A 13,688-nucleotide genomic window follows, 5' to 3' on the forward strand; every position below is an offset into this window, starting at 1 on the left:
GGTGTCCGCGATTCCCGACAAGCCCCACAGCCCGCTGACCCTGCTCGAGATCGGGGCGATCGTCGCGATCGTCGTGATCTGGGGGGCCAACAATGCGGCCGCCAAGGTGGCGACCGAGGTGTTGCCGCCGCTGATGACCGGGGCGGTACGGTTCGCCATCGCCGCCCTATGTCTGATCCCGTTCGTGCGGCCCCCGTTTCCCAATTGGAAGTCGCTGGCGATCATCGTGATCCTGGGCGGGCCGCTGCACTACGGGCTGATCTATCTGGCCTTCTGGCTGGCGCAGGACGTCGGACCGGTCTCGGTGGCGACCCAGTTGTGGATCCCCTTCACGGCCCTGTTCGCCTTCATGCTTCTGGGCGAACGGCTCACGCGCTTCAGCATCGCCGGTCTGGTGCTGGCGCTGGCCGGGGTCGCCTGGATGTCGCTGGATGCCCATGCCGTCCAGGACTGGAAGGCCATCGCCCTCGGGGTGGCGGCCAGCGCCTGCTGGGGCATGACGACGGTGATCGCCCGGCGCACGACCTCGATCCCGCCGCTGAAGATGCAGGGTCTGCTGGCCCTGTTCGCCCTGCCGACCCTGGCGGCGGGCTCCGCCTTCACCGAGACCGGTCAGGTCGAGGCGATCCAGGAGGCAACGCCCTTGATCTGGGCCTGTCTGCTGTGGGCCGGCGTGATCTCTTCGGTCATCGCCACCAGCCTGATGTTCTGGCTGGTGCAGAAGCGGCAGGCGGGGCGGGTGACGCCCTATTTCCTGGCCACGCCGGTCGTTTCGATGGCGATCGGCTGGGGGTGGATGGGCGACGTGCTGACGCCGCAGATCCTGGCGGGGTCGGCCCTGACCATGGGCGGGGTGGCCGTCGTCGCCCTGGCCGAGCGGGGGCTGCGCGCCGGAGCCGCCAAGGCCTGAGGACGCGACGTCTCCTTCTGGGCCGACGGGCCGTTTTCGTCCTGTCACGGATGAGGCCCGATCCCGGAAAAGGCCCGCCAAACTTTGCTTTGAGGCCCCCCGGATGCTAGAAAACCACGCAGCGGATCACGTTCCGATTCCGGCCATTTAAAGCCAGATTTCCTTGACTGACGACAGCTTCGACAACGACGCGCCCCTGCCTGCCCCCTCGGGAGGCCCCTTCGATCCGGGTGGCGACATCTCCGTGATCTCGATCGAGGACGAGCTGAAACGCTCCTACCTCGACTATGCGATGAGCGTGATCGTCAGCCGCGCCCTTCCGGACGCGCGCGACGGTCTGAAGCCGGTTCACCGCCGCATCCTGTATTCGATGCACGACCTGAACATGACGCCGGACCGGTCGTATTCGAAATGCGCGCGCGTGGTCGGTGACGTGCTGGGCCGGTTCCACCCGCACGGCGACGCCTCGGTCTACATGGCCCTGGTCCGCATGGCCCAGCCCTTCTCGATGGGGCTGATGCTGATCGACGGCCAGGGCAATTTCGGCTCGGTCGACGGGGATATGCCGGCCTCCATGCGTTACACCGAGGCGCGGATGGCTCCGGCGGCCGTGGCGTTGCTGGCCGACATCGACAAGGACACGGTCGATTTTCAGCCCAACTACGACGAGAAGGAGCTGGAGCCCGTCGTCCTGCCGGCGCGGATCCCGAACCTGCTGGTCAACGGCGCGGGCGGCATCGCCGTGGGCATGGCCACCAACATCCCGCCCCATAACCTCGGCGAGATCGTCGACGCCTGTATCGCCCTGCTGGACGATCCGGAGATGTCCGACGACGCCATCCTCGACATCGTGCCGGGTCCCGACTTCCCGACCGGCGGCGAGATCCTGGGCCGCACGGCCCCGCGCAACGCCCTGCGCGACGGGCGGGGTTCGGTCGTGGTGCGCGGCGTCGCCTCGGTCGAGACGATCCGCAAGGACCGCGAGGCCATCGTGGTCACCGAGCTGCCGTTCCAGGTCAACAAACAGACCCTGATCGAGCGCATCGCCGAGATGGTGCGCGAGAAGCGCCTCGAAGGCATTTCCGACGTCCGCGACGAATCCGACCGCGCCGGCATGCGCATCGTCATCGAGCTGAAGCGCGATGCGTCGGGTGACGTGATCCTGAACCAGCTGTGGCGCTACACCGCCATGCAGTCCTCGTTCGGCGTCAACATGCTGGCCCTGAACCACGGTCGGCCCGAGCAGATGGGCCTGCGCAAGATGCTGGAGGTCTTCCTCGACTTCCGCGAGGAGGTGGTGGTCCGGCGGGTCAAGTTCGAGCTGGCTAAGGCCCGCGACCGCGGCCACGTCCTGGTCGGCCTGGCCGTGGCCGTGGCCAATATCGACGAGGTCATCCACATCATCCGTTCGTCGGCCGATCCGGCCGAGGCGCGCGAGCGGCTGCAGGCCAAGGCCTGGCCTGTCGGCGACATGATCGCCCTGGTCGAGCTGATCGCCGATCCGCGCAGCGTGCTGATCGACGGCGACAGTCTGAAGCTGACCGACGAACAGGCCCGCGCCATCCTGGGCCTGACGCTCAGCCGCCTGACCGGCCTCGGCCGCGACGACATCTTCAGCGAGGCGCGCGGCCTGGCCGACACGATCCAGGGCCACCTGACCATCCTGTCGGACCGCAAGAACATCCTGGCGATCATCCGCGCGGACCTGCTGGATATCCGCACCCAGTTCGCCGTCCCGCGCCGCACGGTCATCGGCGAGGGCGATTTCGAACTGGAGGACGAGGACCTGATCCCGCGCGAGGACATGGTCGTGACCGTGACCCACGGCGGCTATGTCAAACGCGTCGCCCTGAACGCCTATCGGACCCAGCATCGCGGCGGCAAGGGCAAGTCCGGCATGACGATGAAGGACGAGGACGCCATCACCGGCGTCTTCTCGGCCTCGACCCATACGCCGGTGCTGTTCTTCGCCACCAACGGCAAGGCCTACAAGCTGAAGGTCTGGCGTCTGCCCTTGGGCGCGCCGACCTCGCGCGGCAAGGCCTTCGTCAACCTGCTGCCGATCGAACCGGGCGACAGCATCATGAACGTCCTGCCCCTGCCCGAGGACGAGACGACCTGGGGCGACTACGACATCATGTTCGCGACGCGCTCCGGCGACGTGCGCCGCAACAAGCTCAGCGACTTCGCCACCGTCAACCGGGCCGGCAAGATCGCGATGAAGCTGGAAGACGGCGACCACATGGTCGGCGTGGCCCTGTGCACCGCCGAGGACGACGTCCTGCTGACCACGTCGGGCGGCCGCGCGATCCGCTTCAGGGCCGACGACGTCCGCGTGTTCAAGGGCCGGGACTCGACCGGCGTGCGCGGCGTGCGGCTGCAGGGCGACGACGTGGTCATCTCCATGGCCGTGCTGGGCCGGGTCGATGCGACGCCGGACGAGCGGGCCGCCTATGTGAAGCACGCCAACGCCATGCGCCGCGCCACCGAAGGCGTCGCTGAGGGCGAGGACGACACGGCTGTCGAAGTCACTCAGGAGGAGGGCGACGAGGTCGAAGGCACCGGCGACGCTGCCTTGTCGGTCGAGCGCATCGCCGAGCTGGGCGCCGCCGAACAGTTCATCCTGACGGTCACCGAGACCGGCTTCGGCAAGCGGTCCTCGGCCTATGAGTACCGCCGCACCGGTCGGGGCGGGCAGGGGCTGACGGCCCACGGGCTGGGCGGGCGCGCCGGCAAGCGCCTGGCCGCCGCCTTCCCGGTCGAGGAGAGCGACGACCTGCTGCTGGTCACCTCCAGCGGCCAGATGATCCGTACCCGCGTCAGCCAGGTCCGCATCGTCGGCCGCTCGTCGCAGGGCGTGACCATCTTCCGCACCGCCGAGGGCGAACGGGTCGTGTCGGTCGAGCGGCTGGCGGACACGGGCGGGGTCGACGAGGTTGCCGAGGTTGATGAGGGTGGCGAGGAGTAATCCCTCTCCCAGAGGGAGAGGGCTTGAGGCTCGCAGAGCGCAGCGATGCGCCTTAGCCGAAAGGGTGAGGGGTTCCGGTGCGTCCCGTTCCCACTGTAACCCCTCACCCTTTCGCACAAGAACGCCGGCTGCGCCGTCGTGTGCTCAAGCCCTCTCCCTCTGGGAGAGGGAGCGATGACCACCCTTCTCATCGACGGCCGGCCCGCCAGCGAGGAGGATCTCCACTATCTCGCGACGGTCAACTACGGGGCCTACACCTCGTTTCGGCTCGAGGACGGCGGCGTGCGGGGCCTGGCCCTGCATCTGGCGCGGCTGGAGGCGTCGTCGCGCGAGGTGTTCGGCGCAGCGGTGGGTGAGGGCCGGTTACGCGAGATCTTGCGAGCGGCTCTGTCCGAGCGTGACGCGGCCTGGGTGCGGCTCAGCCTGTTCTCGCCAGACATTCGGCCCCGGATGCCGTCGAGCATCGGTGTGCCGAAGGTCATGACCACGGTCTCGCCCCCGCCGCCGCCCCTGGCCGAGAGTCTGCGTCTGCAGGTGCAGACCTACGGGCGCGAGGTGCCCCACATCAAACACACCGCGAACATGGGGCTGATCCGGGCGCGGCGGCTGGCGCAGACGGACGGCTTCGACGACGCCCTGTTCGCGGATGCGGACGGCGTGATCTCCGAAGGCAGCAGCTGGAACGTCGGCTTCGTCGCCGGCGACACCGTGGTCTGGCCTCAGGCCCCGATGCTGGCGGGCGTGGCCCAGACCCTGATCGCCCGAGGTGTGTCGGCGGTGGGGCTAGGTGAGCGCACGGAGCCGGTCCGGGTCGCCGACCTCACCCAGTTCGACGCCGCCTTCATCTGCAACAGCGCGACCCCGGCCTGTCCGGTCACGGGTATCGACGACCACGCCTATCACGGCCAGCCGGCGCTGATGGAGCGCCTGCGCCACGCCTGGGCCGCCAACCCGGTCGAGCCGATCTGACGGCTCGACCGGACGCTGTCGGGTCTATCGACGTCGGGCGGTGAACAGGTCGCCCAGCCGGTCGGGGGTACCCTGGATCCGCTCCAGGTGCGGGTATTTCAGACCGTCGTGATAGTCGAAGGTCACGGTCCGGAAATGCGTGCCGTCCTTGACGATCAGCTCGATTTTCTCGTCCGTGCCCTTGGCCGCCGTGACGGCGTTGGACAGGCGCGAGGCCGAGGCTTCCTGGCCGTTGACCGCGATGATCTGCATGCCGGGGGCCAGGCCCTGGACGAACGCCGGGCTGTTCCACATCACGCTGCCGATCTGGTTGGTGGCGCTGGTCTGGAAGCCGAGCGAATAGGTGTAGTCGTTGCGGCCATACTCCGTGAACAGAGTCTTCTGATAGTCGCTTGGGGTGTCGGTGTAGACCAGCCGGTAGCCGCCGCGCGTCAGGCCATCCAGCGGGGCGCCCGGGCCGTGGCCGTCCAGGCGGGTGCGCAGGAAGGTCGCCCAGTCGTGCTCGACCACGCCGTTCAGCCGCGCGACCACCTCGTCGAACGTATAGGGATTGGCGCTGTAGTCGCCGTCGTTCATGCCGAAGAAGGCCTTGGCGAAATCGTCCAGCGACCGGCGGCCGTTGGTCTTCTCGCGGATCAGGGTGTCGGCATCCAGCCAGATCAGCTGGCCCTCGACGTAGTAGTCCTCGCTGCGCTGCCAGGCCCGCCAGCCCAGCGGACTGCGCTGCTGGATGATCGGATCGTTGACGGTGTCCTGCATCGCGCGCCACTCGCGCCCGACCGTGTTGTCATAGGTGGCCGCGTCCATGGCCAGGGCGTCCAGCGCCTGCTGGCGGTTGTGCAGGCCCGAGCGCGCGGCCAGCACCTTGCCCCAGAACTGGGTCTGACCCTCATAGACCCAAAGCAAGGTGTTCTGCATCGGCAGGTTGAAGTTGGCGACGTCCTGACCGGCCGGGCGGCGGTATTTGCCGTCCCAGGAGTGGGTGTATTCGTGGGCCAGCAGGTCGCGGTCGCCCAGCTTCGACTCCCACGAGGTGAAGAACTCGGGATCGACGCTGTTCTCGGACGAGCGGTGGTGCTCCAGCCCGATCCCGCCCAGGCGGTCGGTCATGGCCATCAGGAAATCGTAGTGGTCGTAGTGCCGTGCGCCGAACAGATAGTCGGCCTGATCGACCAGGGTCCGCAGGATGGCGATCTGGTCGTCGGTCGGAGCGATGTTGGAGGCCTCGTCGGCGACGATGTTCAGCCGCACCGGCGAGCGGCCGCCCGGATCCAGGTCGATCTGCCGATAGTGCTCACCCGCGAACATCGGGCTGTCGACCAGCACGTCCAGCGACACGGGCTTGAAGGTGGTGGTGGCCCCGGCCGACGACTCCGTCTCCAGCGCGGTGCCGAACTGCCAGCCCTCGGGAAGGGTGATGCTGGCCTGGGTCGTGATGTTCCGGTGGAAGCGGCCGGCCGGATACAGCAGCATCTTCTCCCACTGCACGTTCAGCATCTCGGCCGTCATCGTGATCCGGCCCTGGGCGCTCGTCGTCGGCGACAGGTGCTGGAAGGTGGCGACTACCTCGGTCGCCCCGGCCGGCACCTCGATATGATAGGCGTAGGGGCTGAGCGTATCGCGCACCCACTCCACGCGCTGGCCATTGGCCGTGAAGATCAGACCGCCCAGCTGGACGATCGGCCCGACCGGCCCGTGGTTGCCCGGCAGCCATTGCGGGAAGAACAGGGTCATCGGCCCCGCGCCCTCGACCGGAATGGTCTCGCGCACCTGATAGATGCGACGGTTCAGGTCTGTGGCGTCGACCTCCAGCCGCACCACGCCTGGCCAGGCCCGGTCGACCACCGCCGGGATCGGCTGGGGCGTTGCGGGATGGCCCGGATACGGGGCGATCTGGGCGACGGCGGTGCCCGAGGCGAGCAGCAGGGTCGCGAGGCACGCGGAGAGGGCGAGGCGCTTCATGGGTGTGGCGATTCCGGGGATGAACAGGGGCGCACATCGCGCCGGTGCGGCCGGATCGTCAAGCGTCGGCATTCCCTCCGGTCGCGGAGGGTCAGCGGGCCGGTGCGACCTCCAGCAACTCGACCTTGAACAGCAGGGTCGAGTTGGGCGGCAGTTCGTCGCCGCCGACCCAGCGTTCGCCGTAGCCCAGGCTGGCCGGGATGGCGAAATGCCAGGTCTCGCCGACGCGCATCAGGGCGACGCCCTCGGTCCAGCCCTTGATCACCCGGTTCAGCGGGAACTCGGCGGGTTCGCCCCGATCGTAGGAGCTGTCGAACGTGCGGCCGTCGATGAAGGTGCCTTGGTAGTGGACCTTGACCGTGTCGGTGGCCGACGGCTGGGTCCCGTTGGGACGGGCGCGGCCCTCGCGGCGGTACTGCAGGCCGGAGGCGGTGGTGGTCCAGCCGCGGCGCTGACCGTTCCAGGCCAGATAGGCGGCCTGTCCGGCGTCATACTCGGCCTGGGTGGAGTAGGCCGCCGGAGCGGGTGTCGGCGCGGGGGCCGTGGCGCAGGCGGCGAGGGCCAGGGCGGCGAGGGCAGGGGCGATCAGCTTCATGCGACAGGCTTAGCAGCGTCTCCGCGCCCTGCGAAGCCCGGCCCCAACCGGTCGCGACGCGCCGTCAGGAACAGGGCCTCGGCGGGCGACGGCCCCAACGCCAGGGCGGCGTCGTAGGCCTGCCGGGCGTCCGTGTCTCGGCCCAGCCGGGCGAACATCTCGGCGCGGGCGGCATGGAGCGGCAGCCAGCCGTCGATCTGGAGACCGAGCAGGGCCTCGAGCGCGGCGGCGGGGCCTTCGACCTCGGCCAGGGCCACCGCGCGGTTGGTGCGGATCACGGGGTCGTCACGCACCTGCACCAGGCGGTCATAGAGGTCGACTATGGAGCGCCAGTCGATTCGGCCGGTTCTGATCCGCTCGGTATGGGCCCCATGGATCGCCGCCTGCAGGGCGCGGGGGCCGGGGGCTCGGCGCGCCGCATGGGACGCGGTGACGGAACGGGACAGGAACCGGTCGGCCTCGGCGATCAGACTGGCGTCCCAGTCGGCCGGGTCCTGCTCGGTCAGGGGCACCATGGCCCCGTCGGGACCCAGTCGGGCCGGGCGGCGGGCCTCGGCATGGCGGACCGTGGCGGCCAGGGCCTGGGCCTCCGCATCGTGCGGCGCGAGACGGGCGAGCAGACCGGTCAGGTTCAGCATCTCGCCGGCGAAATCGGCGTGGGGCCCGGCCCCCGCCGCATCGGCATGGGCCTGGGCATAGGCGATCTCGAGGGTGGACAGGACGGCGTCCATCCGCTCGGGCCAGCGGTCGGGCGCCGGCACGTCATAGGGCACGCCCGCCTCGGCGATCTTGCGTTTGGCCCGGACCAGCCGCTGGGCCAGGGTCGGCTCGGCGATCAGGAAGGCGGCGGCGATCTCCGAGGTGGACAGGCCGCAGACGGTGCGCAGCGTCAGGGCCGCGCGCACCTCGGGAGCGACGGCGGGGTGGCAGCAGACGAAGATCAGCCGCAGCCGCTCGTCGGGTAGGGGCGTGTCGCACGCCATCGCATGATCCTCGGGCGTGGGCTCGGGCGGCGCATCGTCCGGACGCCAGGCGGCGGCGGTGGCGCGGCGGCGATACCGATCCAGCGCCCAGCGACGCGCCACGGTATAAAGCCATGCGGCCGGGTCGGCGGGTGGGTCCTCGCCCCAGCGTTCGACCGCCCGGGCGCAGGCCTCGGCGAAGGCCTCCTCGGCCAGGTCGAGGTCGCGGAAGGCGGCGGCCAGGGCGGAGACCACCCGGCCGCCGGCCTGCCGGAACGTCTGTTCCAGCAGGTTCAAGCTCAGTCCGGAATGGGAGGGGGCGGCAGCATCGGGCGGATCTCGACCGCGCCGTTGCCCGCGATCGGCAGCCGTCTGGCCCAGTCGATGGCGGCGTCCAGATCGGGCACGTCGATCATATAGAGCCCGCCCAGTTGCTCGCGCGTCTCGGCGAAGGGTCCGTCGTGGACGGTGCGGCCGGACGCCGTCACCCGGACGGTGGTGGCGGTCGTCGCCGACTTCAGCCCCGCCCCGCCGACGAAGACGCCAGCCTCCCCCATCTGCATGCCGTACTGGGTGTGGGCCTCAAGGATGGCCTTCCAGGCCGGGCTGGCCTCGCCGTCCGGATAGGACTCGGCCTCGGGTTCGTGGATCAGAAGGGCGTATTGCATGGGGTCAGCCTCCGGGTTTCGGTCGCCTGATCGGACGCTCCGATCCTGCACGACATCCGACAGACGCGCGAGAGACCGGCGAATCGACAGGCCGGGCGGATTAAATCGGCGTCATGACGTCGAGTTAAAATGACACCGTGGGGGGAGGGGATCAGGTTTCACCCAACATCTGGGAGGAACCACATGACCAAGACCGCCACCGCCGCCCTCGCCCTGGCCGCCGCGCTCGCCGCGACCCTGTCGGCCGCCGTCCCCGCCTCGGCCGCCGAGGGGCCCGAGGTGCACATCCGCCGGGCCGCGGCGCGGGTCGTGGTGATCGTCGAGGACCGCACCGATGTCGCGGTCGAGATCGAGCCGGGTAGCGGCGGCCTGCCCCTGCCGACGGTCACGCGCGTCGGCAATCAGACCCGGATCGACGGTCAACTGGGGCGCGATCCCATTCGCAACTGCCGCAGTGGTCCGCCGACCGCCCGCCAGCCGGGGGAGGGCGCTTCGGTCGACATCCGCGGCAAGGATCGGCTGGACCTGTCCGCGGCGCCCTTGATCGTCGTGCGGACGCCGCGCGTCGTGGACGTCTCGACCCGCGACTCGGCCATCTACGGGGCCATCGGCCGGGGCGCGACCTCCATCGAACTGGGCGCCGGGGGCTGTGGCGACTGGACGGTGGCCAACACCCCGGGCCACGCCGACCTCTCCATCGGCGGCTCCGGCAATATCCGCGTCGGGACGACCGGCAGCCTGGAGGTCGGGATCGGCGGATCGGGCCGTGTCACGGCCGGGGCGACCGGCGATCTGGACGCCTCCATCGGCGGATCGGGCACCGTCATCGTGGCCACGGCCACAGGTGCGGTCGAGGCGGCCATCGGAGGATCCGGCGACGTGCGCGTCAACGGCGGCCGGCCCCGCTCGGTCGAGGCCTCGATCGGCGGCTCGGGCGACATCGTCATCCAGGGCGACGCCGGACCGCTGGAAGCCGCCATCGCCGGCTCGGGCAATGTGACGGTGACCGGGACGGTCGCCAGCCTGGACGCCAGCCTGGTCGGCGGCGGCGACGTCACCGTCGGCCGGGTCACCGGCTCGGTCTCCCAGTCCGTCATGGGCGGCGGACGGGTTCGCATCGGCACCTGATCCCCCGATCGGCGTGCTGGCGGGAGACGGCCCGGGTGCGTGGAACCCCCCGGGCCGTTTTTCCACCGAAACCGGTCCGGGACGGTTCAGCGCGCTTGACGAAACCAGACTCAATCGTCATAAGCGCCAACTCTTGTTGGACCGGCAGTGCAGCTCAGGCTGCAGACGCGGTTCGCAGGAACGACCTCGGACCTGTTCTTTGCAGCGACCAAGGACTTCAACGGCTCTCGCGGGCGACTGCGTGGGCCGATCGTTTTTGCGGACGTGCGTACTCTGAGGGCATTCGTGCCCGAAGGCCTCCGGTCTTTGAAATGGTTCACAGGGACGCAGGTTCGCCTGCTTGGGAAATACGACCGATATGGATCAAAGCATCCGCATCAGGCTCAAGGCCTTCGATCACCGCGTCCTCGACTTTTCGACGCGCGAAATCGTGAATACGGCTAAGCGCACGGGCGCCACTGTACGTGGTCCGATCCCGCTGCCGACCCTGATCGAAAAGTTCACCGTGAACCGTTCGCCGCACGTCGATAAGAAGTCGCGCGAGCAGTTTGAAATCCGCACGCACAAGCGTGTCCTCGACATCGTCGACCCCACCCCGCAGACCGTGGACGCGCTCATGAAGCTCGACCTGTCCGCCGGCGTGGACGTCGAGATCAAGATTTAAAGAAACAAAGGCGGGATCCGATATGCGCACGGGCGTGATCGCCAAGAAGCTGGGCATGACCCGCGTGTTCGCCGAAGACGGCGCGCACGTTCCGGTCACTGTGCTCCAGCTCGACGACTGTCAGGTCGTCGGTCAACGCACTCAGGAGCGGGACGGCTACGTCGCCCTGCAGCTGGGTGCCGGGACCAAAAAGGCAAAGAACACCAACAAGGCACAACGCACGACGTTTGCGAATGCAGAAGTCGAGCCCAAGCACGTCGTCATGGAATTCCATGTCTCGGACGACGCGCTGATCGACGTCGGCGCGACCTTGTCGGCTGACCATTTCGTCGTCGGCCAGAAGGTCGACATCCAGGGCGAGACGATCGGCAAGGGCTTCCAGGGCGGTATGAAGCGCTGGAACTTCGGCGGTCTGCGGGCGTCGCACGGTGTGTCCGTGTCGCACCGGTCGCTGGGCTCCACCGGCCAACGCCAGGACCCGGGCAAGACCTTCAAGGGCAAGAAGATGGCGGGTCAGCTCGGTAACGAGACGATCACCACCCAGAACCTGACGATCGTCCGTGTCGACGCCGAGCGCGGCCTGATCCTGGTCAAGGGCGCTGTCCCCGGCCACGAAGGCTCGTGGGTCAAGGTCCGCGACGCGCACAAGAAGCCGCACGCCGACCTGCCGTTCCCCGGCTCGTTCAAGACCAAGGGTGGCAGCGCAGCCGCTCCGGCCGAAACGCCCGCTGAAGAGCCGGCCGCGGTCGAAACCGTCGAAGGCGGTGAAGCATGAAACTCTCGAGCATCAACCTTGACGGCCAGTCGGCCGGCGACGTCGAGCTGTCGGATGTCATCTTCGGCATCACCGACATCCGCGGCGACCTGCTGGCCCGCTACGTCAACTGGCAACTGGCCAAGCGCCGCGCCGGTACCCACAAGGTCCAGACCCGGAACGAGAACTCTCGCACCGGCAAGAAGATGTACAAGCAGAAGGGCACCGGCGGCGCTCGTCACGGTTCGCGTCGTGCCCCGCAGTTCGTCGGCGGTTCGCGCGCCTTCGGCCCGATCGTTCGCGATCACGGCTTCGACCTTCCCAAGAAGGTCCGCGCCCTGGCCCTGCGTCACGCCCTGTCGTCTAAGGCCAAGACCGGCGATCTGGTCGTCGTCGACGCCCTGACCGTCAAGGAAGCCAAGACCTCGGCCCTGCGCGAGACCTTCGGCAAGCTGGGCTGGACCCGGACGCTGATCATCGCCGGACCGGAAGTGGATGCAACCTTCGCCCTGGCGTCGCGCAACATCCCGCAGATCCACGTCCTGCCGAACGCCGGCCTGAACGTTTATGACATCCTGCGCGCTGACAAGCTGGTGCTGACGAAGTCCGCCGTGGAGGCCATCGAGGCCACCTACGCCGACTACAAGCCCTCGCGTCGCGAGCAAGCCGAGAAGGAAGCCGCGTAATGGCCGCCGCTCCAACCGCCAAACACTACGACACCATCCTGTCGCCGATCATCACCGAGAAGGCGACGATCCTGTCGGAGCAGAACAAGGTCGTGTTCCGCGTCGCCGGGACCTCGACCAAGGACGAGATCGCCGCTGCGGTCGAAAGCCTGTTCAAGGTCAACGTCCTGAAGGTCAACACCCTGGTCCAAAAGGGCAAAACCAAGCGCTTCCGCGGCATCATGGGCCGTCGGGTCGACATCAAAAAAGCGATCGTGACGCTGGCCGAAGGCCAGTCGATCGACGTCACGACGGGGCTCTAAACAGATGGCCTTGAAAACATACAATCCGACATCGCCGGGCCGTCGCGCCCTGGTGCTGATCGACCGCTCGGAGCTCTTCAAGGGCCGTCCCGAGAAGTCGCTGACCGAAGGCCTGACCAAGTCGGGCGGACGTGGTCAGGGCGGTCGTATCGCCGTTCGCTTCCGCGGCGGCGGCGCCAAGCGCCTGTATCGCAAGATCGACTTCAAGCGTCGCAAGTTCCAGACGGCGACCGTCGAGCGGCTGGAGTACGACCCCAATCGCACCGCCTTCATCGCCCTCATCACCTATGAGGACGGCGAAAAGGCCTACATCGTCGCGCCGCAACGCCTGAAGGCGGGCGACACGATCGTGGCCGGCGAGAAGACCGACGTGAAGCCGGGCAACGCCATGCCGCTGCGCTCGATCCCGGTGGGGACGATCATCCACTGCGTCGAGATGAAGCCGGGCAAGGGCGCCCAGCTGGCCCGCTCGGCCGGGGCCTACGCCCAGCTGGTCGGTCGCGATCAGGGTTATGCCCAGATCCGCCTCGGGTCCGGCGAACTGCGGATGGTGCTGGATGGCTGCATGGCCACCGTCGGCGCCGTCTCCAACGCCGACCACATGAACCAGAACCTCGGCAAGGCCGGTCGCGTTCGTCACATGGGCTTCCGTCCGCACGTTCGCGGCGTCGCCATGAACCCGGTCGACCACCCGCACGGTGGTGGTGAAGGCAAGACCTCCGGCGGCCGGACCCCGGTCACGCCGTGGGGCAAGGACACCAAGGGTACGCGCACCCGCAAGAACAAGGCGACGGATCGCTTCATCATCCGTAGCCGCCACCTCAAGAAGGCTCGCTAAAGATGGCTCGCTCCTCCTGGAAAGGCCCGTTCGTCGACGGGTATCTGCTCAAGAAGGCCGACGCCGTCTCGACGTCCGGCCGCAAGGACGTGATCAAGACCTGGTCGCGCCGCTCCACCATCCTGCCGCAGTTCGTGGGCCTTACTTTTGGCGTCCACAACGGTCACAAGCACGTTCCCGTGCACGTGAACGAGGACATGGTCGGCATGAAACTGGGCGAGTTCTCGCCCACCCGTTCGTTCCCCGGCCACGCCGCGGACAAGAAGGCGAAGCGGAAGTAAC

The 13,688-nt window shown here is 68.4% G+C and carries 14 protein-coding genes; 10 read left to right on the plus strand and 4 right to left on the minus strand.

Annotation, left to right across the window (positions count from 1 at the left end):
* Position 1 precedes the first annotated feature (1 nt).
* The 3 genes from BZG35_RS06710 to BZG35_RS06720 all read left to right on the plus strand — a co-directional run bounded on the left by BZG35_RS06710 (position 2) and on the right by BZG35_RS06720 (position 4,847).
* Positions 2-910 (plus strand): DMT family transporter, encoded by a 909-nt coding sequence (locus BZG35_RS06710; protein ID WP_077357899.1) that lies wholly within the window; start codon positions 2-4, stop codon positions 908-910.
* Positions 911-1,106: 196 nt separating this feature from the next.
* Positions 1,107-3,878, plus strand: a complete 2,772-nt coding sequence (gene gyrA / locus BZG35_RS06715; protein WP_077357901.1) for a DNA gyrase subunit A — start codon at positions 1,107-1,109, stop codon at positions 3,876-3,878.
* Between the two features lie 174 nt (positions 3,879-4,052).
* A complete protein-coding gene (locus BZG35_RS06720) occupies positions 4,053-4,847 on the plus strand; it encodes an aminotransferase class IV (protein WP_077354954.1) in 795 nt (264 codons plus the stop codon).
* A gap of 24 nt (positions 4,848-4,871) precedes the next feature.
* Here BZG35_RS06720 and BZG35_RS06725 read toward each other — a convergent pair whose 3' ends face one another.
* From BZG35_RS06725 to BZG35_RS06740, 4 genes are all read right to left on the minus strand, one after another.
* Positions 4,872-6,809 carry a M61 family metallopeptidase gene (locus BZG35_RS06725; protein ID WP_077354955.1) on the minus strand — a complete coding sequence of 646 codons (1,938 nt, stop codon included), beginning with the start codon at positions 6,807-6,809 and terminating at the stop codon, positions 4,872-4,874.
* A gap of 91 nt (positions 6,810-6,900) precedes the next feature.
* A complete protein-coding gene (locus BZG35_RS06730) occupies positions 6,901-7,404 on the minus strand; it encodes an FKBP-type peptidyl-prolyl cis-trans isomerase (protein ID WP_077354956.1) in 504 nt (167 codons plus the stop codon).
* Positions 7,401-8,663 carry an RNA polymerase sigma factor gene (locus tag BZG35_RS06735; RefSeq protein ID WP_077354957.1) on the minus strand — a complete coding sequence of 421 codons (1,263 nt, stop codon included), beginning with the start codon at positions 8,661-8,663 and terminating at the stop codon, positions 7,401-7,403. Before BZG35_RS06735 ends, BZG35_RS06730 begins: the two co-directional genes overlap by 4 nt.
* Positions 8,664-8,665: 2 nt before the next feature.
* Complete coding sequence (locus BZG35_RS06740) at positions 8,666-9,034, minus strand: YciI family protein (protein WP_077354958.1); 369 nt, start codon at positions 9,032-9,034, stop codon at positions 8,666-8,668.
* 183 nt (positions 9,035-9,217) lie between these two features.
* Between BZG35_RS06740 and BZG35_RS06745 the strand changes: the two genes are divergently transcribed.
* The 7 genes from BZG35_RS06745 (at position 9,218) to rpsS (ending at position 13,687) form a co-directional block, all read left to right on the plus strand.
* Complete coding sequence (locus BZG35_RS06745; protein WP_077354959.1) at positions 9,218-10,162, plus strand: GIN domain-containing protein; 945 nt, start codon at positions 9,218-9,220, stop codon at positions 10,160-10,162.
* Between the two features lie 358 nt (positions 10,163-10,520).
* Positions 10,521-10,826 carry a 30S ribosomal protein S10 gene (gene rpsJ / locus BZG35_RS06750; RefSeq protein ID WP_003164367.1) on the plus strand — a complete coding sequence of 102 codons (306 nt, stop codon included), beginning with the start codon at positions 10,521-10,523 and terminating at the stop codon, positions 10,824-10,826.
* Between the two features lie 22 nt (positions 10,827-10,848).
* Positions 10,849-11,601, plus strand: coding sequence for a 50S ribosomal protein L3 (rplC, locus tag BZG35_RS06755; protein ID WP_077354960.1), 753 nt, complete (start codon positions 10,849-10,851; stop codon positions 11,599-11,601).
* Positions 11,598-12,266 (plus strand): 50S ribosomal protein L4, encoded by a 669-nt coding sequence (gene rplD / locus BZG35_RS06760; protein WP_077354961.1) that lies wholly within the window; start codon positions 11,598-11,600, stop codon positions 12,264-12,266. The genes rplC and rplD overlap by 4 nt, the downstream gene beginning before the upstream one ends.
* A complete protein-coding gene (locus tag BZG35_RS06765; protein WP_013268922.1) occupies positions 12,266-12,568 on the plus strand; it encodes a 50S ribosomal protein L23 in 303 nt (100 codons plus the stop codon). The genes rplD and BZG35_RS06765 overlap by 1 nt, the downstream gene beginning before the upstream one ends.
* Before the next feature lie 4 nt (positions 12,569-12,572).
* Positions 12,573-13,406 carry a 50S ribosomal protein L2 gene (gene rplB / locus BZG35_RS06770; RefSeq protein ID WP_013268923.1) on the plus strand — a complete coding sequence of 278 codons (834 nt, stop codon included), beginning with the start codon at positions 12,573-12,575 and terminating at the stop codon, positions 13,404-13,406.
* 2 nt (positions 13,407-13,408) lie between these two features.
* Entirely contained in the window at positions 13,409-13,687 is a 279-nt protein-coding gene (rpsS, locus tag BZG35_RS06775; protein WP_013268924.1) for a 30S ribosomal protein S19, read from the plus strand.
* The last annotated feature ends 1 nt before the right edge of the window (position 13,688 follow it).

The organism is Brevundimonas sp. LM2 (genome assembly GCF_002002865.1).
GTDB lineage: Bacteria > Pseudomonadota > Alphaproteobacteria > Caulobacterales > Caulobacteraceae > Brevundimonas.